The sequence below is a fragment of the Paenibacillus sp. J31R122 genome, from assembly GCF_056269185.1.
In genome coordinates this window covers 223,754-245,085 of the sequence record NZ_JBWDNM010000008.1, presented here as the reverse complement: position 1 = coordinate 245,085, position 21,332 = coordinate 223,754, and the positions used below count along the sequence as shown (strand labels likewise).

At 44.3% G+C, this 21,332-nt stretch carries 21 protein-coding genes; 6 read left to right on the top strand and 15 right to left on the bottom strand.

The genetic code is table 11. The annotated features are described in order from the left end of the window. The first annotated feature begins 77 nt into the window (after positions 1 to 77). Positions 78 to 1,673, top strand: a complete 1,596-nt coding sequence (locus AC0YN7_RS15550) for a CPBP family intramembrane glutamic endopeptidase (RefSeq protein WP_475810920.1) — start codon at positions 78 to 80, stop codon at positions 1,671 to 1,673. Between the two features lie 60 nt (positions 1,674 to 1,733). On the opposite strand, the gene uvrC is transcribed toward AC0YN7_RS15550, so the two are convergent. Then, a complete protein-coding gene (gene uvrC / locus AC0YN7_RS15545; protein WP_475810919.1) occupies positions 1,734 to 3,638 on the bottom strand; it encodes an excinuclease ABC subunit UvrC in 1,905 nt (634 codons plus the stop codon). Between the two features lie 205 nt (positions 3,639 to 3,843). On the opposite strand from uvrC, the gene AC0YN7_RS15540 reads away from it, so the two are divergent. Further along, a complete protein-coding gene (locus AC0YN7_RS15540) occupies positions 3,844 to 3,990 on the top strand; it encodes a YqzM family protein (RefSeq protein ID WP_475810918.1) in 147 nt (48 codons plus the stop codon). Between the two features lie 62 nt (positions 3,991 to 4,052). Here AC0YN7_RS15540 and AC0YN7_RS15535 read toward each other — a convergent pair whose 3' ends face one another. From AC0YN7_RS15535 to AC0YN7_RS15505, 7 genes are all read right to left on the bottom strand, one after another. After that, positions 4,053 to 4,286, bottom strand: a complete 234-nt coding sequence (locus AC0YN7_RS15535; RefSeq protein WP_475810917.1) for a YezD family protein — start codon at positions 4,284 to 4,286, stop codon at positions 4,053 to 4,055. Between the two features lie 26 nt (positions 4,287 to 4,312). After that, entirely contained in the window at positions 4,313 to 5,194 is an 882-nt protein-coding gene (gene cysW, locus AC0YN7_RS15530) for a sulfate ABC transporter permease subunit CysW (protein ID WP_475810916.1), read from the bottom strand. Between the two features lie 56 nt (positions 5,195 to 5,250). Further along, a complete protein-coding gene (gene cysT / locus AC0YN7_RS15525) occupies positions 5,251 to 6,084 on the bottom strand; it encodes a sulfate ABC transporter permease subunit CysT (protein ID WP_475810915.1) in 834 nt (277 codons plus the stop codon). Between the two features lie 34 nt (positions 6,085 to 6,118). Continuing rightward, the gene (locus AC0YN7_RS15520; RefSeq protein WP_475810914.1) at positions 6,119 to 7,219 is read right to left on the bottom strand and encodes a sulfate ABC transporter substrate-binding protein; all 1,101 of its coding nucleotides are present in this window, start codon (positions 7,217 to 7,219) and stop codon (positions 6,119 to 6,121) included. 305 nt (positions 7,220 to 7,524) lie between these two features. Beyond that, positions 7,525 to 8,481 (bottom strand): primosomal protein DnaI, encoded by a 957-nt coding sequence (gene dnaI, locus AC0YN7_RS15515; protein ID WP_475810913.1) that lies wholly within the window; start codon positions 8,479 to 8,481, stop codon positions 7,525 to 7,527. Between the two features lie 66 nt (positions 8,482 to 8,547). Continuing rightward, positions 8,548 to 10,077, bottom strand: a complete 1,530-nt coding sequence (locus tag AC0YN7_RS15510; RefSeq protein ID WP_475810912.1) for a replication initiation and membrane attachment family protein — start codon at positions 10,075 to 10,077, stop codon at positions 8,548 to 8,550. A gap of 108 nt (positions 10,078 to 10,185) precedes the next feature. After that, positions 10,186 to 10,476, bottom strand: a complete 291-nt coding sequence (locus AC0YN7_RS15505; RefSeq protein ID WP_475810911.1) for a YuiB family protein — start codon at positions 10,474 to 10,476, stop codon at positions 10,186 to 10,188. Positions 10,477 to 10,640: 164 nt separating this feature from the next. Here AC0YN7_RS15505 and hemQ point away from each other — a divergent pair, with 164 nt between their 5' ends. Continuing rightward, entirely contained in the window at positions 10,641 to 11,387 is a 747-nt protein-coding gene (gene hemQ, locus AC0YN7_RS15500; protein ID WP_475810910.1) for a hydrogen peroxide-dependent heme synthase, read from the top strand. 150 nt (positions 11,388 to 11,537) lie between these two features. On the opposite strand, the gene AC0YN7_RS15495 is transcribed toward hemQ, so the two are convergent. Together AC0YN7_RS15495 and AC0YN7_RS15490 are read right to left on the bottom strand one after the other, a co-directional pair. Next, positions 11,538 to 11,807 (bottom strand): hypothetical protein, encoded by a 270-nt coding sequence (locus tag AC0YN7_RS15495; protein ID WP_475810909.1) that lies wholly within the window; start codon positions 11,805 to 11,807, stop codon positions 11,538 to 11,540. Further along, positions 11,807 to 13,000, bottom strand: a complete 1,194-nt coding sequence (locus AC0YN7_RS15490) for an NAD(P)/FAD-dependent oxidoreductase (protein ID WP_475810908.1) — start codon at positions 12,998 to 13,000, stop codon at positions 11,807 to 11,809. Before AC0YN7_RS15490 ends, AC0YN7_RS15495 begins: the two co-directional genes overlap by 1 nt. A gap of 326 nt (positions 13,001 to 13,326) precedes the next feature. Here AC0YN7_RS15490 and AC0YN7_RS15485 point away from each other — a divergent pair, with 326 nt between their 5' ends. Next, on the top strand, positions 13,327 to 14,328 hold the full coding sequence (locus AC0YN7_RS15485; protein ID WP_475810907.1) for an NAD(P)/FAD-dependent oxidoreductase: 1,002 nt from the start codon (positions 13,327 to 13,329) through the stop codon (positions 14,326 to 14,328). Positions 14,329 to 14,708: 380 nt separating this feature from the next. Here AC0YN7_RS15485 and sda read toward each other — a convergent pair whose 3' ends face one another. From sda to AC0YN7_RS15470, 3 genes are all read right to left on the bottom strand, one after another. Then, positions 14,709 to 14,852 carry a sporulation histidine kinase inhibitor Sda gene (sda, locus tag AC0YN7_RS15480; protein WP_475810906.1) on the bottom strand — a complete coding sequence of 48 codons (144 nt, stop codon included), beginning with the start codon at positions 14,850 to 14,852 and terminating at the stop codon, positions 14,709 to 14,711. Between the two features lie 404 nt (positions 14,853 to 15,256). Then, complete coding sequence (locus AC0YN7_RS15475; RefSeq protein ID WP_475810905.1) at positions 15,257 to 17,422, bottom strand: DNA topoisomerase III; 2,166 nt, start codon at positions 17,420 to 17,422, stop codon at positions 15,257 to 15,259. A gap of 77 nt (positions 17,423 to 17,499) precedes the next feature. Further along, positions 17,500 to 18,411 (bottom strand): hypothetical protein, encoded by a 912-nt coding sequence (locus AC0YN7_RS15470; RefSeq protein ID WP_475810904.1) that lies wholly within the window; start codon positions 18,409 to 18,411, stop codon positions 17,500 to 17,502. Between the two features lie 218 nt (positions 18,412 to 18,629). On the opposite strand from AC0YN7_RS15470, the gene AC0YN7_RS15465 reads away from it, so the two are divergent. Together AC0YN7_RS15465 and AC0YN7_RS15460 are read left to right on the top strand one after the other, a co-directional pair. After that, positions 18,630 to 19,781, top strand: coding sequence for a metallophosphoesterase (locus tag AC0YN7_RS15465; protein WP_475810903.1), 1,152 nt, complete (start codon positions 18,630 to 18,632; stop codon positions 19,779 to 19,781). Between the two features lie 26 nt (positions 19,782 to 19,807). Continuing rightward, entirely contained in the window at positions 19,808 to 20,284 is a 477-nt protein-coding gene (locus tag AC0YN7_RS15460) for a hypothetical protein (RefSeq protein WP_475810902.1), read from the top strand. A gap of 13 nt (positions 20,285 to 20,297) precedes the next feature. Here AC0YN7_RS15460 and AC0YN7_RS15455 read toward each other — a convergent pair whose 3' ends face one another. Together AC0YN7_RS15455 and AC0YN7_RS15450 are read right to left on the bottom strand one after the other, a co-directional pair. Then, a complete protein-coding gene (locus AC0YN7_RS15455; protein WP_475810901.1) occupies positions 20,298 to 20,633 on the bottom strand; it encodes a DUF7667 family protein in 336 nt (111 codons plus the stop codon). Between the two features lie 60 nt (positions 20,634 to 20,693). Beyond that, positions 20,694 to 21,281 (bottom strand): NAD(P)H-dependent oxidoreductase, encoded by a 588-nt coding sequence (locus tag AC0YN7_RS15450; RefSeq protein ID WP_475810900.1) that lies wholly within the window; start codon positions 21,279 to 21,281, stop codon positions 20,694 to 20,696. Positions 21,282 to 21,332: the final 51 nt, after the last annotated feature.

Below are 21,332 nucleotides of genomic sequence, written 5' to 3'. Positions count from 1 at the left end.
TGACTGGATAATTCAGGGATCAATGTGATATGGTAATGGAATGAGCTCTATCTATTCTAACCAGTTGAGGTGAACCAATGATTGATTCCATCAAGCCAAATGAATGGAAACGCTTTTTATGGGCAGCAATTGCTTGCTTCATTATTTTTGTAAGTATAGAAATTGTTCCTATGCTTGCTTCCATTTCATCCGGCGAGTTTGAAACCCATGTGATCGACAAATCTGCAGCAGAGGAAAAGGCAACTCTCTTTATTGAAGAATATACCGGATTAAAGGTAAAGTCTGCTAAGGCTATCCATCAAACCGATAAAATAATGAATGGTTATCTAGCGAAGGAAGAGCTTGTTAAAACGTACTCTGACCAATATGATAAACGTTTTCCAACAGATACTTATCAGGTTGACCTTAAATTCATTCAAGGCGGAAGAGCTGCCGTCCATGTTCATATGCAAGATGAGAAGGTTGTTTCTTGGAACCTGCTTGTTGGTGGAGATGGGCTTGCTGATGAACAACTTGTGACCTCCTTCTTGAACGAGCAAGGTTTCTGCACAGAAGAAATAGCTGATAAAAAGTTTCACCCAAATGGTGAATGGAGTGTGGCCCCCACAGGCTATACAATTGATAATGCTAAGCTTGCTGTAGACGTAAAAGTACAATCTGTTAATGGTGAGTCCATCATCACCACCTATAAACCTGCTTTTAAAGCACCGGCTGATTATATCCAATATGTGAAAGGTCAAGACAAACTAGCAGGATTACTTACCGGATTTGGCTATATGTTCATGAGCTTCGCCTTGTTTGTATTATCAATTATTTATGCGGTGCTGTATCGAAAATTCACTTCTTTTAAGTTTGGAATCATACTCACCATCATATTCTTCATTACTTATATTATAATGAATCTCAATATGCTTGATGGTATAAGAGCTTCTATGGGCGAGAATGCTAGTGATCAAATGGTCGTTATTACCGCTATCTTTACCGTATTGTTTACCATTCCGATGGCAGGATCAATTTATATCGCTCTTGTCGCTGGGGACGGTCTTTGGAAAGCACAAGGACGCGATCTTTGGCCCCGTTTCGGTCAGCCGGGATATGGTGATTATGTATGGCGAAGCATGGGCTTGTCCTACATGTTTGCCATTATTCTGTTCGCATTACAAGCGGTTATCTTTATTGCATTAAAACTCTTAATTGGAACCTGGGGTACCAGTGACGCTACACAGTCCCCTTATAATATGGGAATATTATGGCTGATGCCCGTACTCGCTTGGGCTGCCGCCATTTCAGAGGAAGCTGTATTCCGATTTTTCGGCATCGGATTGTTCCGCAAATGGTTCAAAAACACTTTCGCAGCGGCACTTTTGCCAACACTTTTCTGGGCGCTTGGCCATGTCACCTATCCTTTTTATCCGTCCTCCACTCGTCTGATTGAGCTGATGATTATCGGTCTTATATTCAGCTTCATCTTTGTGAGATACGGATTAATTACATCGATGTTCACACATGCTATTTTCAACAGTGTCTCAGTTGGAATCTCGTTAATAACGATTGGAACAGCTCCAAACATTATATCAGCCGTAGTTTTCACACTGCTTCCAATTCCGATCGCTTATTTCATTAAGCATTTCCACAACAAGCGTAAACAAGTGTCGCCTTCTAGGGCGGTGTAAGCTCGTTTAGCAGAGATAATCAAGAATATTTCATATAAAAAAAAGGGTCGAAACCGTTGGTTACAACGGCTCTTCCCTAAGAGCGGCAATAATTTGTGAAGCTAGCTTATCACCTATAGATAGAGGCCGGAAGTCTTCGACTGAGGCCTCTTTTATTTTTTTGATGGAGCCAAAATGTTTAAGGAGCAGCTTGCGCCTCTTCTCGCCTATACCTGGAATGGAATCGAGCTTGGACTCTACCATCGACTTGCCGCGCTGCTCCCTGTGGAATGTAATCGCAAATCGATGCACTTCATCTTGAATGCGCTGCAGCAAATAAAATTCTTGGCTGTCGCGCGGCAACGGTACAATCTCTGCAGGATCTCCTGTCATTAGCTGAGCTGTTTTGTGCTTCGCATCCTTTACTAGACCACAAACAGGTATATATAGACCGAGCTCATTCTCCAACACATCAAGAGCCGCCGATATTTGCCCTTTTCCTCCATCGACAACTATTAGATCGGGTGCTGCAAGCTCCTCCTTCAGCACTCGCTCATAACGGCGCCTAATAACCTCACGCATCGTTTCATAATCATCAGGACCTTGTACGGTCTTCACCTTGTATTTACGATATTCCTTGCGATCAGGCTTCCCATCCGTAAACACAACCATCGCTGATACTGGATTTGTCCCCTGAATGTTCGAGTTGTCAAACGCTTCAATGCGATGTACCTCTTCCAAGCCGAGCCATCCTGCTAGTGATTCGGATGCCTTGACGCTTCGTTCTTCATCACGCTCGATTAATCGGAACTTCTCATCAAGCATCACCCTTGCGTTGTCTATAGCCATCGTTACTACCTCGCTTTTACGACCACGCTGAGGCATAAGCACCTTCACCTTCAGCCAGTTATGCAAGGAAGCAATTGCATCATCTGCACGAGAGTCAGCAGCGTCCTCCCCCTCTGCCGCAACTGTCTCTAGTGAAAGCTCCTCTCGCACCAGCTCCGGTGGAATAGGCAGTAATATTTGCTTTGGCAGCGCTGGATTATCGCTATAATACTGCGTCACGAATGTCATGAAATCATCATACTCTTCTCCGTAATAAGGGAAGGTCGTTCCATGACGCTCAATAAGCTTTCCATGCCGCATATACAAAATTTGAACGCACATCCAGCCTTTATCTACCGCGTATCCGAACACGTCACGGTCGAGCGCGTCAGACATTGTAATTTTCTGCTTCTCCATGACCGCCTCAATAGCAATGAGCTGATCTCGAAACTCCTTAGCCCGTTCAAATTCGAGCTGCTCAGCCGCTTCTTCCATTTTACGCTGCAGTTCTACCTTGACAACATCCTGTCCTCCGTTTAAGAAACGAGTTATTTCCTGAATCATTTTATCGTATGACTCCTGCTCCACATCAAATTCGCAGGGTGCGATACATTGCCCCAAATGATAATAGAGACATACTTTTTCCGGCAACGTTTTACATTTACGCAGCGGATACAAGCGATCCAGCAGCTTCTTTGTTTGCTGCGCTGCGTACGCATTCGGGTAAGGGCCGAAATATTTGCCTTTATCCTTTACAATACGCCGTGTTACCTCTAATTTCGGGTGCTTTTCGTTTGTTATTTTAATATAGGGAAAAGATTTATCATCCTTTAGAAGCACGTTATAGCGCGGATGGTACTGTTTAATTAAATTACATTCTAAGATAAGGGCTTCCATATTGCTGGAAGTAACAATAAATTCGAAATCGCGAATTTCTGATACTAATCGCTGTGTCTTTCCATTATGGCTACCATTAAAATAAGAGCGTACACGATTTTTAAGTACCTTCGCCTTGCCGACATATATGATGATGCCTTCGCTATTTTTCATTAAATAACAACCGGATTGATCCGGGAGCAATGCCAGTTTATTACGTATCGTTTCTTTAGCTGCCGCTAGCTGTTCTTCCTGCGACCGCACCATTTGCTGCTCATCCATGCTCTCACCTCCGAATACCATTCGATCCTGTTCACATTTTAGCATAATTGAGACGTATTTTGTCTTACAATTGTCACCTCAATTGGCTTTACAACTGTTCTTCAGTTTGGGTATACTAATAAAAGCTGAATTAACCGATACTGAATAGAGACGACCGCTTATGGTTGTGGCTGAAGCAATCGGTCTTTCAAGGAGGACGTCAACGATGGAAAATATTAGAGATCCGCGCGAGCACTTCAATGAAGAACCGCGCCACGATTTGATGGATGTTGTATTCGGTTTCGGTGGTATGCTTGGTCTAATGACTGTTATATTCGCCGCAGCTGTTATAATCAAATTCCTCATCTCGTAATGAATGGAAAAAAACTCCGTACTCTTGGCTTTCGCCGAAGATACGGAGTTTTTTTCTGCTTGTTACTGAACGATGCGCAGTGCCTCAGCGACGGATTGGCTTTCATGAGATTTGGGCTGTTGCACGGACGGAGCCTGCTTTTGAGAGGGACCTTCATATCTTGTTCTTTCCGTCCGGTCAATTTGCACGATTCTGCCATCATGAACAGTAATCGTCACATGCCCATAACTAATCCCGCTTACCTGATCCACGATTCTCTCCAGCCATTGCTGATCAACTTCTAGCGGTTTTGCCATTGCTGAACCCCTCCAATTATATTCATTTATTCGGATATTAACGATTTTTGCTGAGACGACTTCCATTCCACAATACTTTTCACAATTAAAGTTAGAACAGCTAACATAACGAGCAACGAGGCAACCGCAAATGATGCGGAAAATTGGTACTCGTTATACAAAATCTCAATATGAAGCGGCAATGTATTCGTTTCACCTCGGATATGACCAGATACGACAGAAACAGCGCCAAACTCGCCCATCGCCCTAGCATTACAAAGGATGACTCCGTAAAGCAGTCCCCATTTAATATTTGGCAAAGTTACTTTCCAGAAAATTACCCAGCCCTTCGCTCCAAGGCTTGCTGCCGCTTCCTCTTCCTGCACACCTTGCGCCTGCATAAGCGGAATAAGCTCACGAGCAACAAACGGTACGGTTACAAAAACGGTTGCAAGCACAATGCCCGGCAGCGCAAATATTATTTGAATACCCCGCTCATCGAACCAAGGGCCGAGAAAACCTTGCGCACCAAACATTAACACGTAGATTAACCCAGATATAACCGGCGATACCGCAAACGGCAAGTCGATTAAAGTAATGAGTATATTTTTGCCTCGAAAACGGAATTTGCTAATTGCCCACGCCGCCGCCACGCCGAAAACAGTATTAACTGGTACAGCAATCACTGCTACCAGCAAGGTAAGCTTAAGTGCTGACATCGCGTCCGGCTCCGTTATCGAATCGATATAGACGCCAACACCCTTCTTAAGCGCCTCGACAAATACAGATGCTAACGGCAAAACGACAATAAAAGCGAGAAACAGCATTGCGATTCCGATAAGCAGCCATCGAACAGGCGCTGTTTCGGTTATATGTTGCGGACGCTTCGATGATTCTTCAGTCGTGTGTACGGTAATTGCTCCAGCCATGGTTGTGCCCCCTCCTATTGGTTCTACGAAACACGATTTCATTCGTAAGCCTATTGCTAGTCAGACACTGTACGGCGATTCATGCGCCATTGCAGTAAATTGATGACCAGCAGCATTAGAAAGGACACGACGAGCATGACTAACGCAATTGCTGTGGCTCCTGCATAATCGTATTGTTCAAGCTTGGTCATGATTAGCAGCGGTGTAATTTCAGTTTTCAGCGGCATATTGCCTGATATGAAGACGACTGAGCCGTATTCCCCAACCCCCCTTGCAAATGCCAACGCGAACCCTGTTAACAACGACGGCAGCAGCTCGGGCAATATGACTTTCCAAAAGGTTCGAAGCCGATGCGCTCCCAGCATAACCGCAGCTTCTTCCGTCTCTTTATCCATGTCCTGCAGCACCGGTTGTACGGTCCGGACGACAAACGGCAAACCGATAAAAATAAGTGCAATCGTAATACCGATCGGTGAATAGGCAACCTTAATGCCAAGCGGTTCCAGCATGGATCCTATCCATCCGTTCGGAGCATAAATGGCTGTTAATGCAATTCCGGCAACAGCGGTAGGCAGCGCGAATGGCAAGTCAACCAAGCTGTCAATAATCTTTTTACCAGGAAAACGATATCGCACCAAAATCCAAGCAATTAATAAGCCAAATACAGCATTAACTAATCCGGCTAAAAAAGCGGTTGTGAAGCTAATACGGTATGAAGCAACTACACGAGCATTCGTAACGGTACTCCAAAACTCGGACCAACTCAGCTCTGCCGTTTTAAAAAAAACGGCAGCTAGCGGAATCAATACGATAATACTTAAGTAAAATAGTGTAAATCCGAGCGACAAACCAAAACCCGGCAGTACGTTACGGGACTTGGAACCTTTCATGTGAGGTCAGCTCCACTCTTCTTCTAATCGCAACTTAAGATCCTCGTGTGTAAATTTTATCGAAAACGCCGCCATCAGCGAAATGTTTCGTTTGCGCCTCTTTCCAGCCACCAAAATCTTTATCAATGGACAGCAGCTCCAGCTTTTTAAATTGTTCATTGTATTTCACTGCTACTGTTTCGGATATCGGACGGTAATAGTTTTTTGCTGCGATTTCTTGCCCTTCTTCGGTATAGAGATATTCCAGGTACGCTTCCGCCACCTCACGAGTACCCCGATCATCAACCACCTTGTCAACGACGGCTACAGGAGGCTCAGCTAGAATACTTAGAGATGGATATACGATTTCGAATTTGTCCGGACCTAGCTCATTAATCGACAAGAAGGCTTCATTTTCCCAAGCAAGCAATACATCGCCAATTCCACGCTCAACGAAAGTAGTCGTTGATCCACGCGCCCCGGAGTCCAGTACAGGTACGTTTTTGAATAGCTTTCCGACAAACTCTTGCGCTTTAGCTTCGTCATTGTCATTTTGTTTCAAAGCATAGCCCCATGCCGCTAGGTAATTCCAACGGGCGCCACCCGAGGTTTTAGGGTTCGGAGTAATGACTTCTACCTTATCCTTAATGAGATCATTCCAGTCTTTAATACCCTTCGGATTTCCTTTGCGAACAAGGAACACAATAGTAGATGTATAGGGCGAGCTGTTATGCTCGAATTTGGACTGCCAATCCGCGTTGATCAAACCAGGCTCAACTATAGCATCTATATCGTAACCAAGCGCTAGTGTTACAACATCTGCTTTCAGACCATCTATTACCGCGCGGCCCTGCTTGCCTGAACCGCCATGCGATTGCTTGATAGTTACCACTTGGCCTGTTTCTTCTTTCCAGTGCTTGGAGAATGCCTCATTAAAAGCTACATAAAGCTCACGAGTCGGATCGTAGGATACGTTGAGGAGCTCTACGGGCGGCTTAGGCTCTACCTTGGCCGTCTCTTCCGTAGTTGGCGTGTTCGATGCGTTTGAAGGTTTATTTGATGATTTATTAGCTGAGTTATTGGTACCGCAAGCTGCGAGTACAAGCGCTAGAGTCAGGATAATAACAGCATACCGGAGATGAGCCATTTTCTTCATAGTTTCATACACCCCTATTTTGTATTAACAGGCTCGCAGAAACACGTTTGTGCTTATGAAAGTAGCAGTTTGTGTTTCTACGCTAATAGGTGTTGACTCCGGTTGTCCGGTAGTTATTTTATTATTCCTACCTGTTTAGTTGGTTATTAAAGAATCTTACCAGTGCGCACCATAAACTGTCAATAGTTAATTTAAACGGAAATGATAAGAATCATAAAAAATATTGATAAAGCTTTTTGAAGTGTAAAAAACGCAAAACGCCCCTGCAGAGGGGCGTTCGTTTATAAGTATAGAAGAGTTCGTTGTTACTTGCGTCCGCGTTTATTTTCACCGGTTACCATGACAACCTCAACATAAGGACGGATGCGGTCCATTATCCGTTGACCCTTGTGCAGCTCATCACCATCCTTGCTCGTGAAGCTGAAGTGCTTCTCCAGCGCTTCCAGCTCATAATTGGATGTATAGAACGTCGGCTTCCTTTGCATGCGGTAATTTAGTATCGCGCCCAGCACATGATCGCGTACCCATGGGTTTAAGTTTTCCGCTCCCATATCATCAAAGATGAGCAAATCAGTTTCCTTCATCATCTCGACCGTTTCCTTCAGCTTTCCTGGTTCATGCATAAGTGTTTTCAAATCCTCAACGAAATCAGGCATATAGACAATAACGCCAGAATATCCGGCCTTCGCCAGCTCATGCAGCAAATAGCACATTAAAAACGTTTTTCCCGTTCCAAAACGTCCCGCTAAGTATAACCCCTCCTGCTGAAGCCCTTCTTCCTTCGTTCGATCGATGTAGCGCAGTACTTGACCAACCGCCTTCACGCGCTCTAAATCATTCGTCAAAATCTCATCGGACGAATAGCCACGCTGCAAAGCAGTCTCGTCAACGTAAAAGCTGCGTATGCGGCTTCTTATGTGATCCTCATTCTGACGAGCCATAAACTTCTTACATGCTACTTTTCGGTCATAAAGCTGTGTATACCCATTTACAGTCTCGGATTGAAGCAAAGTATAATGACCTTCAAAGTCATTTGGGCACTTATCCAGTCCTGGACAATGGGAGCAGTTGCGATACTCCGTTACATATTGATAAACACGATTCAAATTAAGACGAATGACCTGTTCATCAAGCTCCGGATATTTCACCAGCAGCTTCTCGACAAGTGGTTCCGCGAGCAGCTCCGCCATTTTCTGCTCCGCTTGTTCGGTTATCGCATGTCCTGTAGGCCAAGCCTTCAGCAATTCGCCCATTGATTCCATCGTCTGCTCACCCCGCCTCTACTATTAATCGTCTAATTTATATGTCAGCTTTCTATCTTTTCTTTATCATTTTCCGTCTAATTTGCGTGCCAGCTTGCGCAGTTCTTCCAGCTCATCGGCAGATACTGTTGCGGCAGGCTTTCCATCCTGTACGATCGGAATGGAAGGCTTACGTGACGTACCACGGCTATTGCCGCCGCGTCCTCCACCTTTGGAGCCATTATACGCTCCGTTCGATCCGCCGAAGCTCGCCGATTCCTTCCGGCGCTCCTTATCCAGCTCGACCTGTGCTTGCTCTCGCACATACTGAACTGCCTTCTCAAAATTATCAATCTGCTTCACAAGCATGTTAGATGCCACAGCATCTAGGAATGTTTTCGTAACGCGCTGAGCGTCATTCGCTCCGATTACATAATGAATAAGTACGTTAATAACAGGACCTGCAAGCTTATAGTTCAAATCAATCCGCTCAAATACTCGTTCGATCCAATCTGGTACAGCGCCTGGAAAAAAGCGTTGCAAAAACCGGGTATGAGGCTCATTGCGCATCAGCATATTGTATTGTTGAATATCGCATCGACCTAGCAGTTGATTCGGTACCGGCAAATAATCTTGCTCCTGCACTTCGAATTCTTCAGTCAGCTCGTCTGAATCTACCGGCTCGTTCGATACGACTTGAGTACGGGCAAGCGTCCGCTGCCTGTCTCCTTCTCGCTTCTTGTCCTGACGGTAGAACTGATTGGCTCTCAGCTGCAGCTCATCGATATTAAGCTCTCCGTTATCGCTGAAAATGCTATCCTCGTCGAGCAGACGACATATATCCGCTACGGTTAGGTTATATTTGTAAGCAACATAATTTACTTGCGCCAGCTGTTCTTCATCACCCCGCAGCCGCTCTACATAGCGGCGATTCGCCGAGTTTCGCGGGAAACGCAATATAAGTTCTCCATACGGAATTGCTGCTGTAGCTAGAGCAGGACGAGCAACAGCTTGCCGTGTAGGCGCAACTTCCGTAAGTGCTTGCTCCAGCTCATTATCGACCGATTGCATGTTCAGCTTAAACAGCTCATAAAACGGCATCGATATATTTTCCTTCGTCAGCTGCGCATTTGCCAGCTCATCCGGTTCATTAGCGCCAAACGATTCACGTAATGAAATCACAGCGTATTTGCCTACTTTATCCCGCAGCAGCATAGTCAAATGCATGTTCCGAAAAAACTCTGCAGGCGACATGGGCTGCGCCAATTCATATTCATATATTACGTCCGCATTTTCCTGCATCCCTAACCTCGACGTCTGCAGCAGACCGACTGCTTCGAGTTTAGATGCTTGTTCGACTAAATGCTTGCGACTCCGCTCATTCATTTCAAGCCCTAATCCGAGAAACAACTTCCGCTGCGGCTCTAAGGACGAATATCCCGAGCAGCCCTCTGCTATACCATGATATAGCTGTTGATAGAACGCGACAGCAAATGCGCCAATCATCGGCTGGTAGATAAGAGATAACATTTTATAATCAAGGCTGCTTAAAGAAAAGTCACGGAATATATAATAACGATGATGTTCCGTGAACTGCAATATATTACTAATACGCATTACAACGACTCCATCCCATACTACTTTCTATCCTACCATTTTAGCATAAAAAACGTTCGCTCGGACGTGTGGAAAAATAGAAAAATCCCCCGATTGGAGGATTTTCATTTAAAACATTTTGTAGCCGCCTTTTCGCAGCGCTTGAATAGTCCAGCCACTTACATAAGCTCCAATTAACGCTCCAATAACGGGTATGTAATCAACGATCGTATAGTGAGCAAAATTGGAAATAGTCGGCGTCGCCTGATTATCCCATGGTGCCCATATGCCGAGCGGTACTAACGAAATAATAAATAAAATAATCGGTAACCAGGTTGTTTTCAAAAGCATATTTAAAATAAAGCCAATACCGAACATCATAACAAAAAACAATACGGTTGCGATTATTAATTGAAGCATTCAAACTTCCCCTTTCAGACTCTCGATTCTTAGTTTAATTAATGCTAATAAGGAAGTCAATTAGATAGGATCAAATGTCACAAGACCGTCATTTGCTCTGCTCAGCTCGATTACGTTACAATGGTTGCAACATTATTAAAGAGCTTGAAGGGAGTATTTAAATTATGAGTGAAGCAGCACAAACATTAGAAGGCTGGTATGCCTTGCATGATTTCCGCAGCATGGATTGGACAGCTTGGCGATTAGCCGATGAGAGCGAACGCGCAAGAGCGCTTGATGAACTTCAAACATTTTTACAGCAATGGTCTGTACAAGAGGAAAATAAACAAGGCAGCACCGCTACCTATTCTATTATCGGTCAAAAAGCAGATTTCGTGTTCATGCATTTGCGTGAAACGCTAGAAGAGTTAAATGCGATCGAAACAGCATTCAACAAGACTACCTTTGCCAGCTTTACCTACCCTATGTTTTCATACGTAAGCATCGTAGAGCTAAGCAACTATATGGGACAGCCTGGCAGTGATCCGATGCAAAATCCGGATATTATAGCTAGACTAAAGCCGACATTGCCGAAAGCTAACCATATTTGCTTCTATCCTATGAATAAACGCCGCGACGGCAACGACAATTGGTACATGCTTGCAATGGACGAGCGCAAGACGTTGATGCGCAGCCACGGCATGATCGGTCGTCAATATGCAGGCAAAGTAAAACAAATTATTACAGGCTCCGTCGGCTTCGATAATTGGGAGTGGGGTGTCACATTATTTGCTGACGATGCTTTGCAGTTCAAGAAGCTTATCTATGAAATGCGCTTCGACGAGGTTAGCGCACGTTATGCTGAATTCGGTGATTTTTATGTTGGCAACCTGCTGAACGCCGATAAATTTGCTGAGCTGCTTAGCATCTAACAGCAATAAATAGGACAAAGCTTTAACGACAAAGAAGAGCGTCTCACATGAGGCGCTCTTCTTTGTCGACTGATGACGAAGGGCTTCCGCCAGACAACCGTATACTGTTGCTTAGCGAAAGCCCTTATATGGTTTACAAATTGAAGCTATCTAAGCATCATCGTCATCATCGTCGTTATCATCTAAGCCGAGCCGCTTCGCTTCCAAATACTGTTGGGTAGCTCTATCGCGCTCTCGTCCCTTTTCCTTCAGCCTCTCAATAGCAGGCTGAATGAGCAGGTCAACTTCCTTTTGCACCGTATAAGCCAAGTCGTAACGAGTTTGCGATTCTAGAAATGAACCCACTTCCATCAATGCGTTGTATCGATCAAGCTCATCTCTAGTCAGCAAACCGCGTACTTGTACGCTGCAGTGTCTCATTATAGAAATTTACCTTTGCGCAATACGAGTGGAATTCCGCCGATGATAAACAAGTAACGAATATCAATTAATTTTTTCAGCCACGCCGCAGTACGGCCTTTATATTTCTTGCCGAAAGCAATTCCGATTGCTTCACCTTTACCAAGCGATGCTACCGTACCTTTATTGCTGAATGTGAAGCTCTTCAGCGGTTGATTGCGAATCGAAGCAACAAGATTATGTGCGCAAACTACGCCTTGCTGCATCGCGATTTGAGCAGTAGGTGGATAAGGACGGCCCTCTGGATTAAACATAAGGGAATTGTCCCCTAAGATATAAATGTTTTCTGTGCCTGGCGAGCGAAGAAATTCATCAATCTTCACACGGCCGCGCATGGTTTCGAAGCCCGCCTCTTCAATCAGGCGGTTACCGCGAATACCGCCGGTCCATATTACTGTTGCCGATTTGATTTCTTCCCCTTCGCCAACAATAACACCTCCAGCTGAACATTCTTTGATCGCTGTTCCGATGCGGAATGTAACGCCTTTTTTAGTCAATACGTCCATGCCGTATTCTACGAGCTCAGGGTCAAAGCCAGGAAGCGCTGTTGGAGCGGCTTCAACATTATATATTTTCACAAGCGATGGATCCACATCGAACTGCTTGCACAGCTCTGGAATGCGATCAGACAGCTCTCCAATAAACTCAATGCCTGTAAAGCCCGCTCCGCCAATTACGAACGTTAAATAATCAGTACGGTGAGGCTCACGCTTGAAACGAGCAAATTGGTATTCGATATGCTCACGGATTAAACGAGCCGAGTTAATGCTGCGAATATTCATTGCATGTTCGCTTAGACCAGGAATACCAAATGTTTCCGTTTCACCGCCAAGTCCAATTACCAAATAATCATATGAAAGCGTACCATCCTCAAGAATAACCTTTTTGTCCTGTGGGCGAATTTGTACAACGGTTGATTTTACGAAATCAATTTTAAATTCATCGATTAATTTAGAAATGCTCACTCTAGCATTTTCAGGATTATCCGTGCCAGCAGCTGGCATATGCAGATGAGTAGTAATGTAATGATAATCATGTTTATTGACTAAGGTTACATCCGCTTCATTGTAGTTCAGTTCTTTTTGCAGACGAAGAGCGGTTAATATTCCACCGTATCCTGCTCCAAGAATCACGATTTTGGGTATGTTGCTCATCGTATGATCCCATCCATTCCGTTATCTTTGTATTTGTATTGTGAAAAATTACACAAGCCTTAACCGATATCTGTTTATAATGGTTATAGTTTGTGCGCTATGGGTCTATTTTATCAACCTGATCCAAGCAGAACCACGACATCTTTCGACAACGTTCGAAATAAGTTCCGTACTTAACATACATCAGAAATATTACATAGTTTTCAAACAAAGTTCAAGTGCTAAAATAACGAAAAACTTTAGAACTCTATACAAATTAATTATTTCCTTCTTCTGGGGCAAAAGTTTATAATGAAAACCGTATACTTATAGTGGAGGTGGAAAAGTTGAATAACGATGAAACGTCACAATCACCTGTCGACATCGTCATCATTGGAGGCGGTCCTACAGGATTGTTCGCAGCCTTCTATGGCGGAATGCGCCAAGCATCGGTCAAGCTTATTGAAAGCATGCCCCAGCTAGGCGGACAGCTTGCTGCACTTTACCCTGAAAAATATATTTATGATGTTGCCGGATTTCCTAAAGTAACTGCCCAAGAGCTAGTAGACCGTTTGGTCGAGCAGCTTAATCACTTTAAGCCTGAAATATGCTTGGAAGAGAAAGTTACTGCCGTCATTAAACATGACGAGCGATCGTTCGAAATTGTTACAGATAAAGCAACACATTTTGCGAAAGCAGTTATTATAACAGCAGGAGTCGGCGCCTTTGAGCCTCGTCGTCTTGAACTCCCGGAAGCAGCTCAGTATGAGAAGAAGAACTTGCATTATTTTGTAGGTGATTTACATCGCTTCCAAGGCCAAAAGGTGTTGATCAGCGGTGGCGGCGATTCTGCGGTTGATTGGTCACTCATGTTGGAGCCTATCGCGGAGAGTGTAACACTCATTCATCGCCGTGATAAATTCCGAGCGCATGAGCATAGTGTAGAAAACCTTATGAATTCTAAGGTCCAAGTACTTACGCCAAAAGAAATTACTGCTCTTCATGGGGAAGACAGAATTAATAAAGTAACCTTAAGCGACGTCAAAACAAAAGAAACCATTGAGCTGGATGTCGACGCGGTTATCGTAAACTTCGGCTTCGTATCCTCGCTAGGACCTATTGCAGAGTGGGGCATTGACATTCAAGGCGGATCGATCGTTGTCGATACACGGATGGAGACAAATATTTCGGGACTGTTTGCCGCAGGCGATATAACGACTTACCCAGGTAAGCTTAAACTTATTGCTGTCGGATTTGGAGAGGCTCCAACTGCTATAAATAACGCGAAGGTCTATGTTGATCCAGCGGCAAAGCTGTCTCCTGGACATAGCAGCAACATGAAGCTGTAAATTTGCCTATTTAAAAACAAATAAGAGGGTATCCTATCCTTGGCGATTCATTTCATGCACCTCTTGCATTCATATGCGAGGCGCGCCTAGGAGGATACCCTTATGTTTTGTCCAGTGTGCAACGGAATTCATTCCTTGCAAAAAAGCTGCACCTCTTGCAAGGGAACAATGAACGATTGTGGTCGTGTGTCGGATTGGACGGGGCCTTATGCACCCTATCAGCCAATTGAGGAAGGAGAAACATTAAGCAATGGCTTTCTACAAAGTAAAAGTGATTGTGATTGCAAACATATACTATTTTGTTCGACATGCAATCTAACAGCTGAGGTTTCAATTACGGAATGGACCTAGACTTCGACAGTTATTGCACAACTTTATAATTATGCAGTAATTTTACGAGCCTCTGGGTTGACACGTCTACGTTTCAATTCAATCGCCAGCATTCTAATAAATTCTGTATCCAATTTGAATTGAATAGCTGCATAATAAGTGTCAACCAGCAGTTCGTCAGACAGTAGCTCCATTACTACACATCCTCTCTTCCATCTTATGGTTAATTCTTTTTCATAGTAGCATGGAGCAATTCAATGGACAACAGCCCTAGTTGTGCACATCATCTTGTGGATACGGTGTGAATACCGTGTGGATATACGTCGTATGGCAAGGCATAGCAACGTGGATAATGTGGACAGTGTTATCCACAGGGCAATTTTTTCACATTTCCATAAAAAACTTTAATCGCAATCTAGTAATCTATTAAATGATTAATTTAACGTCCTTAATGAGACTGCTCCTAGCCAGCCAAATTGATAGATTCCCCGAAAAACATTACCCTAGAAATTAAACCTATTAGCTGAAAGAATAATAAAAGCAGATAAGCTGACCTATAACGGCCTGCTCATCTGCTTTAATCCTTCTACGCTATTTATCATTTATCAGACAGCTTTGCCATCGCTTCCTTCAGCTTATCCGCCATACTGTTTGATAGAGACGTGTTATCGCTAAATTGCTCAATAAGCTTCTGGTTTTGCTTGCGGTTTACTTTGCCGCCCGGCTTATCGCCGAGTGTCTCAATCACATTACAAGGACGGCACTGCGCGTATTTCCCTGCCTTGCCATCATGAATTTCCATCTTCTTGCGACACTGCGGACAACGCTTGTTGGACAGCATCGGCTCCGCCGCGCGTCGATAGCCGCATTCACGATCCGAACAAACGAGTGACTTCCCGCGTTTGCCGTTAATTTCAAGCAATGGCTTCTCACATTCCGGACATCGTGAGTGAGTCAGATTATGAGGCTTATATTCCTTTGTCTCGCTTATAACCTCTGACACCCATTTCGACGCTTGATCGCGAACATTTCGCATGAAAGCTGTCGGATCGCCTTTTCCTTGAGCAATACGTTCTAGCTCCTGCTCCCATTTGGCAGTCAAAGCCGGACTTCTAAGCTCATTAACAACGAGCTCAATGAGCTGTTTCCCCTTGCCAGTCGGCATAAGTCTATTTTGCGTACGCGTAATAGTATCCGTTCCTAGCAGCTTTTCTATAATATCAGCTCGTGTCGCGGGAGTACCTAAGCTATGCTTCTCCATTCGGGTAAGTAATGTAGCCTCAGTGTACCGCGGAGGCGGCATCGTACGAAGCTCCTTCACCTTCCCTTGCTTCACCGGCAATGCTTGTCCTAAGGTTAACGCGGGAAGGAGCTGCGATGGCTGTCGATCGGTTTTACTCCCGGAATTACTGTTATCATCCTCTTCGTCTTCCTCTTCACTTGACGAACGGGAGTCTGACTGATAAAGCTCCTTCCAGCCCGCATCCTTCTCTATTTTGCCCTTCGCATAAAATCTATCTTTGCCTACTGCAAGCACTACGCTCGTCTCATCATAGCGGTAGGGGCCATAAAATAATGCGATAAAACGCCGTACTATCAAATCGTAGAGCTTCCGCTCATCATTGCTGAGCGCTCCTAATTGAACGAATTGCTCAGTAGGTATAATAGCATGATGATCCGTTACTTTACTGTCGTCGACAATTCGCTTTGTCACTTGCAATTGTCCCTTTAGCAGCTTGCGCGCAAGCTGCGTGTAGGGACCAACCGCTATGCTCTCCAGACGACCTTTTAATGTAGAAACCATATCACTGGACAAGTAACGTGAATCCGTACGCGGGTACGTGACTAGCTTATGCTGCTCGTAAAGCTTCTGCAGCACATTAGACGTTTGCTTGGCAGAGAAGCCCAGCCGTTTGTTGGCATCACGCTGCAGCTCCGTCAAATCGTACGCTTGCGGATGTGACTCCGACTTCTCTACCGTACGAAGCTTGTCTACCTTAGCGCTTCCACCTTGGATACGAGCTGCTACCGCATCAGCGCCTGCTTTGTCCCAAAGTCTGCCGTCATGCGTCTCCTGCTCACGCCATAGCGCCGTGAACATCCCAAAATCTGCTGTTACGGTCCAATAAGGCTGCGATTGAAACGACTGAATCTCCTGCTCACGCTCCATCATCATCGATAGCGTCGGAGTCTGAACACGCCCTGCCGCGAGCTGAGCGTTATATTTGGTCGTTAGAGCGCGGGTAACGTTCAAACCGATTAGCCAATCAGCCTCCGCTCGGCAAACAGCTGAAGCATACAAATTATTATAATCCTTGCCAGGCTTCAGGTTGTTGAAGCCATCCTTAATCGCCTTATCTGTCTGCGATGAAATCCACAGCCGCTTAAACGGCTTCCGCCAACGAACAAGCTCCATAATCCAGCGCGCAACCAGCTCACCCTCACGTCCCGCATCGGTAGCAATGATAAGCTCGCCAATATCCTGCCTCTTGCAAAGCTGTGCTACCGAATTATATTGTTGGGAGGTTTCTTTCATTATTTTCAAATTCATTTTAGGAGGAAGCAGTGGCAAATCCTCTAAATTCCAAGTCTTATATTTCTTATCGTAATCCTCGGGCTCTGCAAGCGTTACTAGATGACCTAAAGCCCAGGTTACTACATATTTAGGGCCTTCCATATAACCTTTATGCTTCTGACCGCATCCGAGAACACGAGCAATTTCCTTCGCCACGCTCGGTTTTTCTGCTAATACCAATGATTTCATCAGGCTTTACGCTCCATTCCATTGATGCACATTCACACTCGAAAGCGCAAAAATCATCCTATTCAAATGCTACTCATCTATGACGACACGATACCATAGGCTTTCAGTCTGCGCAACGCATCAAGCGTCAAGACGCCCTTCCATTCTCGTTCAGCCTGCGGCCAAACATCTTCATATTGCCCCCATCCCCAAGGCGGCGACCATGAACCCTCTGCCTGCTGCTTCGATACTAAATGTCTCAGATTCAACGTCACGCTGTCTTTTAGTTTTTCATAATAAATCGACTTTGGTGACTCAGCCACCTGTAAGGGTATAAGACAATAGCCGTTCCACCCATCTGGGTCAATTGTAACGCAGTTAATTACCATTTCATCGAGTGCCGATTTAACTTCACGCAGCACCGAATCAGGTACAAGCTCCGCGAAACGCAAACAACAGAGCAGCTCATGAAAATCTTTTCGCGTTGATTCTTCATTAATATAGGTAATGGCATGCTGTGTCAGCTCATCGAGTAAATTCGCCGGCACCAGGTCTGCGTACTTATGAAAGTAACCGACAATTTCAAGCGCTGGATTTCCCCATCCGTCATGCGCCGCATTATAATTCCACCACGGAGCACGAGGAGCCTGCTCCACTTCTGGAGGCACAATATCCCAGCCTGCTCGTTGCGTCTTATTATAGGTATCAACCAGATAGCTAATCGCGGCCTTAACAAGCGGCGAATCACTGCCTGCTTCTACCGTTTTCAAATACTGCAACGCGACAGTCGTTGCGATAGCGGAGGATACGTCTGATCGAATATCCGGCTCTAGCCCTTTTCCAAAGCCGCCATCCACATTTTGATATTCGGCTAGTTCTCTCGTTACAGCCTCTGCAGAGCCCCGTTCAAATTCAAAAGCATATAAAGCTTTCTCCAGCAGCCTTCCTTCATTTTTTATAAATTGAACTGCTCGTTCTAATTGTTCCTTTGATACAACAGGATTCGTCATTGTATTCTCTCCTCCTAGGCTACATACAACTTCAATATTATTAACTTTGTCTATTACAATTTGCTCTGTCTACTATTAAATGTAATTATCGTATATATACGTTCGCCTTTATGCGTCATGTTCCTGCTGCTCGTATCCATTTGGCTGCTATCTTCTCTATATGATATAGTAGTTTCAGCTTATGTACGAACAGATGAGCAATCAAGGAGCGTTGAAGAATGAAACTTCGTTTTGTAGCTATTATTATAGGTGTTTTGCTTGTGTATTCCGGAATTACTTGGTACATAGGTTGGAACGGTTGGTTATTTCTATCTACCCTATTCGATTGGAGTCATTCAGGAATATATACAGCATGCTTCGGATTGCTCGCATTTTCCTATTTGATTGGCCGCTCACTTTATTCCTCATTCCTTAAACCTATTGCGGAAGCGTTAAAGGTGATTGGCTCGTATTGGTTTGCCATTCTGGAATATGGCGTGTTAATTTTGCCAATTGCTAATATACTCGGGTTGATCCTTAAAGCGCTTGGCGCTTCTGAATCTATTTACATAGTTGGCGTGGGGATCGCAACTTCATTATTATTGATTGCCCTTCTGGCCCGCGGCTCTTGGAATGCGTGGAGTCCCGTCATTCGAACGTATCATGTGCAAATTCCGAAGCAAGCTGGAGCTATGAATAAGCTGCGGATTGCGATGGCTTCCGATTTGCATCTCGGCAATATCGTAGGCAAGCGTCATTTGGAACGATTAGTAGCTAAGGTGAAGCATATTCAACCGGATCTTATTTTACTTCCAGGTGACATTTTGGACGATGACATTGAACCTTTTGTTCGCAAAAATATGGCTGATGTGCTTGGCAAGCTTAGAGCTCCGCTTGGTGTATATGCAGTCACTGGCAATCATGAGTATATCGGCGGAAAAGTACCTGAGTTTATTGATGCTATGCGAGCCATTGATATACATGTTCTGATGGATGAGTCCGTACTGATCAATGACAGCTTCTATATTATCGGACGAAAGGATAAAGCTTCAAGCGGCTTCCGATCCTCTGACAAAAGACTTCCGATAAGCGAGCTAGTCTCGTCCATCAATACGTCCCTTCCAATGATTATGCTTGATCACCAGCCATCCGATATTGCGAATGCTGCGGAAAATGGTATTGATCTTTCCGTATCCGGCCATACGCATCGCGGTCAAATGGCACCAAACCATCTCATCACACGACGCTTGTTTGAACTTGACTGGGGTTATTTGCGCAAAGGCGGGCTTCATGCGATTGTATCATCAGGCTTCGGATCATGGGGACCTCCTATACGCATTGGCAGCCGATCGGAGGTTGTACACATCGAGGTGGAGTTTACTCAACTATAATTAACACAAAGAAAGGGTCCTTTTCAATGATTGTTAAATCTTTAGCCATTGGCTCCTACATTATGCTCCTCTATTGGATTTCATTACGAGTTCCTGAGCTCAACATGATCTTTTTTCCAACACTCGGAGCCTTTGGGTTCATTTGTATTACACGTCCATTTGACTTTTTATCGTTAGTGAAGATTTCTTTTGGTGCATTACTTGCTTCTTTCATTGGATCCGCTTTGTTTTTTCTCCATCACGGCATTATTTCTATGCTTATTACGACACTAATTACCTTCTGGCTCATTCATCGCTTCAAATGGAATGCACCACCTATTGTAGCTGTTTCCCTTATTCCATTTTTTTCTCAATCTCCTGTACTATGGACTGTTCCATTATCCGTTACAGGAGCGTTAATTGGACTTATAGTCGTCGTATCCATCCTACACGCACTTGAGAAATCACTAGAAATTCCCCAATTGATGTTTCTGAAAAAAAGAATTACTTCTAAAACTGACTAGCTAAAGATTACTGTCATCTTTCAAAAAAATGCGGTTTCTTATCTTTATATATGTTTTCTAATTTTTCAATGTTAGCGGATATGTCATGCAGCCAGCTCCAATCATTTGTCATGCTGGCCATAAGTGCCATATTATATTGTTCAGCAACCTTTAACGCATAATTGGCATTAAGCTTCATACAGCATTCTAATTCTAATAATTCGTCCTCTAGCAGCTCTCTATTTTGCTTTAACACCCAAAGCTCGGCTAACCGCCAATGGATACTCATCATATTAATCATTCCAATCGGATTATTTATGTAATCATTATTATTGTTGCCTGTTCCAGCAAAAAATAGCCCTTGTAACAAAAAGCCCCATCTCTATTTTTATCGAGATGGGGCTTTTTGCGATTCAATTTATCATTACGATTATTCAAATAATGTTTTGGCTTTCTCTTGGACTTCCTCGAGCATTTCCAGACGAGCTGCGTCATCGATTTGTCGCACACTCCCAAAAAATAAATGACCTACCGGCGAAATGCCGCAAAACTCATAAATGCCAGTATCCGATGTCAATTTGAGTCCGTCATACATGCCGTTCTTGCTGTAGATTTCCGAAGGTGCGCCATGCGTGTTGATAATAAGACCTTTTTTACCAGTAAGCAGCTTGTTTATGCTGCCATCCTCTCCATAGGCATAAGCGAAGCCATATGAAAACACCCGATCAATGTAACCTTTGATTAGGGCAGGCAGACCTGTCCACCAAATGGGATAGATCATCGTGAAGGCGTCTGCCCATTTCAGATGCTCTTGCTCTGTTTTAATATCATCTGGTGGATTACCTTGGTGGAGCGCTTCAAAATCACTGCCTTTAAGGACCGGATCAAATCCCATCTTATACAAGTCGCGAATGACGACTTCATTCCCCTGCTGCTTCAATGTCTCCGTGAACGCATCTACTATCGCGTTATTGAAGCTATCCGGATTAGGGTGACAATATACGATCAAGTGCTTCATGACGATAACACCTCCACAGTTGTTCAAATCAGTCTGTGTTAGTATCGCCTG

Bases quoted from the DNA above. Each gene is read 5' to 3' on its own strand.
- AC0YN7_RS15550 (WP_475810920.1), top strand. From the start codon at position 78: ATGATTGATTCCATCAAGCCAAATGAATGGAAACGCTTTTTATGGGCA.
- uvrC (WP_475810919.1), bottom strand. From the start codon at position 3,638: ATGGATGAGCAGCAAATGGTGCGGTCGCAGGAAGAACAGCTAGCGGCA.
- AC0YN7_RS15540 (WP_475810918.1), top strand. From the start codon at position 3,844: ATGGAAAATATTAGAGATCCGCGCGAGCACTTCAATGAAGAACCGCGC.
- AC0YN7_RS15535 (WP_475810917.1), bottom strand. From the start codon at position 4,286: ATGGCAAAACCGCTAGAAGTTGATCAGCAATGGCTGGAGAGAATCGTG.
- cysW (WP_475810916.1), bottom strand. From the start codon at position 5,194: ATGGCTGGAGCAATTACCGTACACACGACTGAAGAATCATCGAAGCGT.
- cysT (WP_475810915.1), bottom strand. From the start codon at position 6,084: ATGAAAGGTTCCAAGTCCCGTAACGTACTGCCGGGTTTTGGTTTGTCG.
- AC0YN7_RS15520 (WP_475810914.1), bottom strand. From the start codon at position 7,219: ATGAAGAAAATGGCTCATCTCCGGTATGCTGTTATTATCCTGACTCTA.
- dnaI (WP_475810913.1), bottom strand. From the start codon at position 8,481: ATGGAATCAATGGGCGAATTGCTGAAGGCTTGGCCTACAGGACATGCG.
- AC0YN7_RS15510 (WP_475810912.1), bottom strand. From the start codon at position 10,077: ATGCGTATTAGTAATATATTGCAGTTCACGGAACATCATCGTTATTAT.
- AC0YN7_RS15505 (WP_475810911.1), bottom strand. From the start codon at position 10,476: ATGCTTCAATTAATAATCGCAACCGTATTGTTTTTTGTTATGATGTTC.
- hemQ (WP_475810910.1), top strand. From the start codon at position 10,641: ATGAGTGAAGCAGCACAAACATTAGAAGGCTGGTATGCCTTGCATGAT.
- AC0YN7_RS15495 (WP_475810909.1), bottom strand. From the start codon at position 11,807: ATGAGACACTGCAGCGTACAAGTACGCGGTTTGCTGACTAGAGATGAG.
- AC0YN7_RS15490 (WP_475810908.1), bottom strand. From the start codon at position 13,000: ATGAGCAACATACCCAAAATCGTGATTCTTGGAGCAGGATACGGTGGA.
- sda (WP_475810906.1), bottom strand. From the start codon at position 14,852: ATGGAGCTACTGTCTGACGAACTGCTGGTTGACACTTATTATGCAGCT.
- AC0YN7_RS15475 (WP_475810905.1), bottom strand. From the start codon at position 17,422: ATGAAATCATTGGTATTAGCAGAAAAACCGAGCGTGGCGAAGGAAATT.
- AC0YN7_RS15470 (WP_475810904.1), bottom strand. From the start codon at position 18,411: ATGACGAATCCTGTTGTATCAAAGGAACAATTAGAACGAGCAGTTCAA.
- AC0YN7_RS15465 (WP_475810903.1), top strand. From the start codon at position 18,630: ATGAAACTTCGTTTTGTAGCTATTATTATAGGTGTTTTGCTTGTGTAT.
- AC0YN7_RS15460 (WP_475810902.1), top strand. From the start codon at position 19,808: ATGATTGTTAAATCTTTAGCCATTGGCTCCTACATTATGCTCCTCTAT.
- AC0YN7_RS15450 (WP_475810900.1), bottom strand. From the start codon at position 21,281: ATGAAGCACTTGATCGTATATTGTCACCCTAATCCGGATAGCTTCAAT.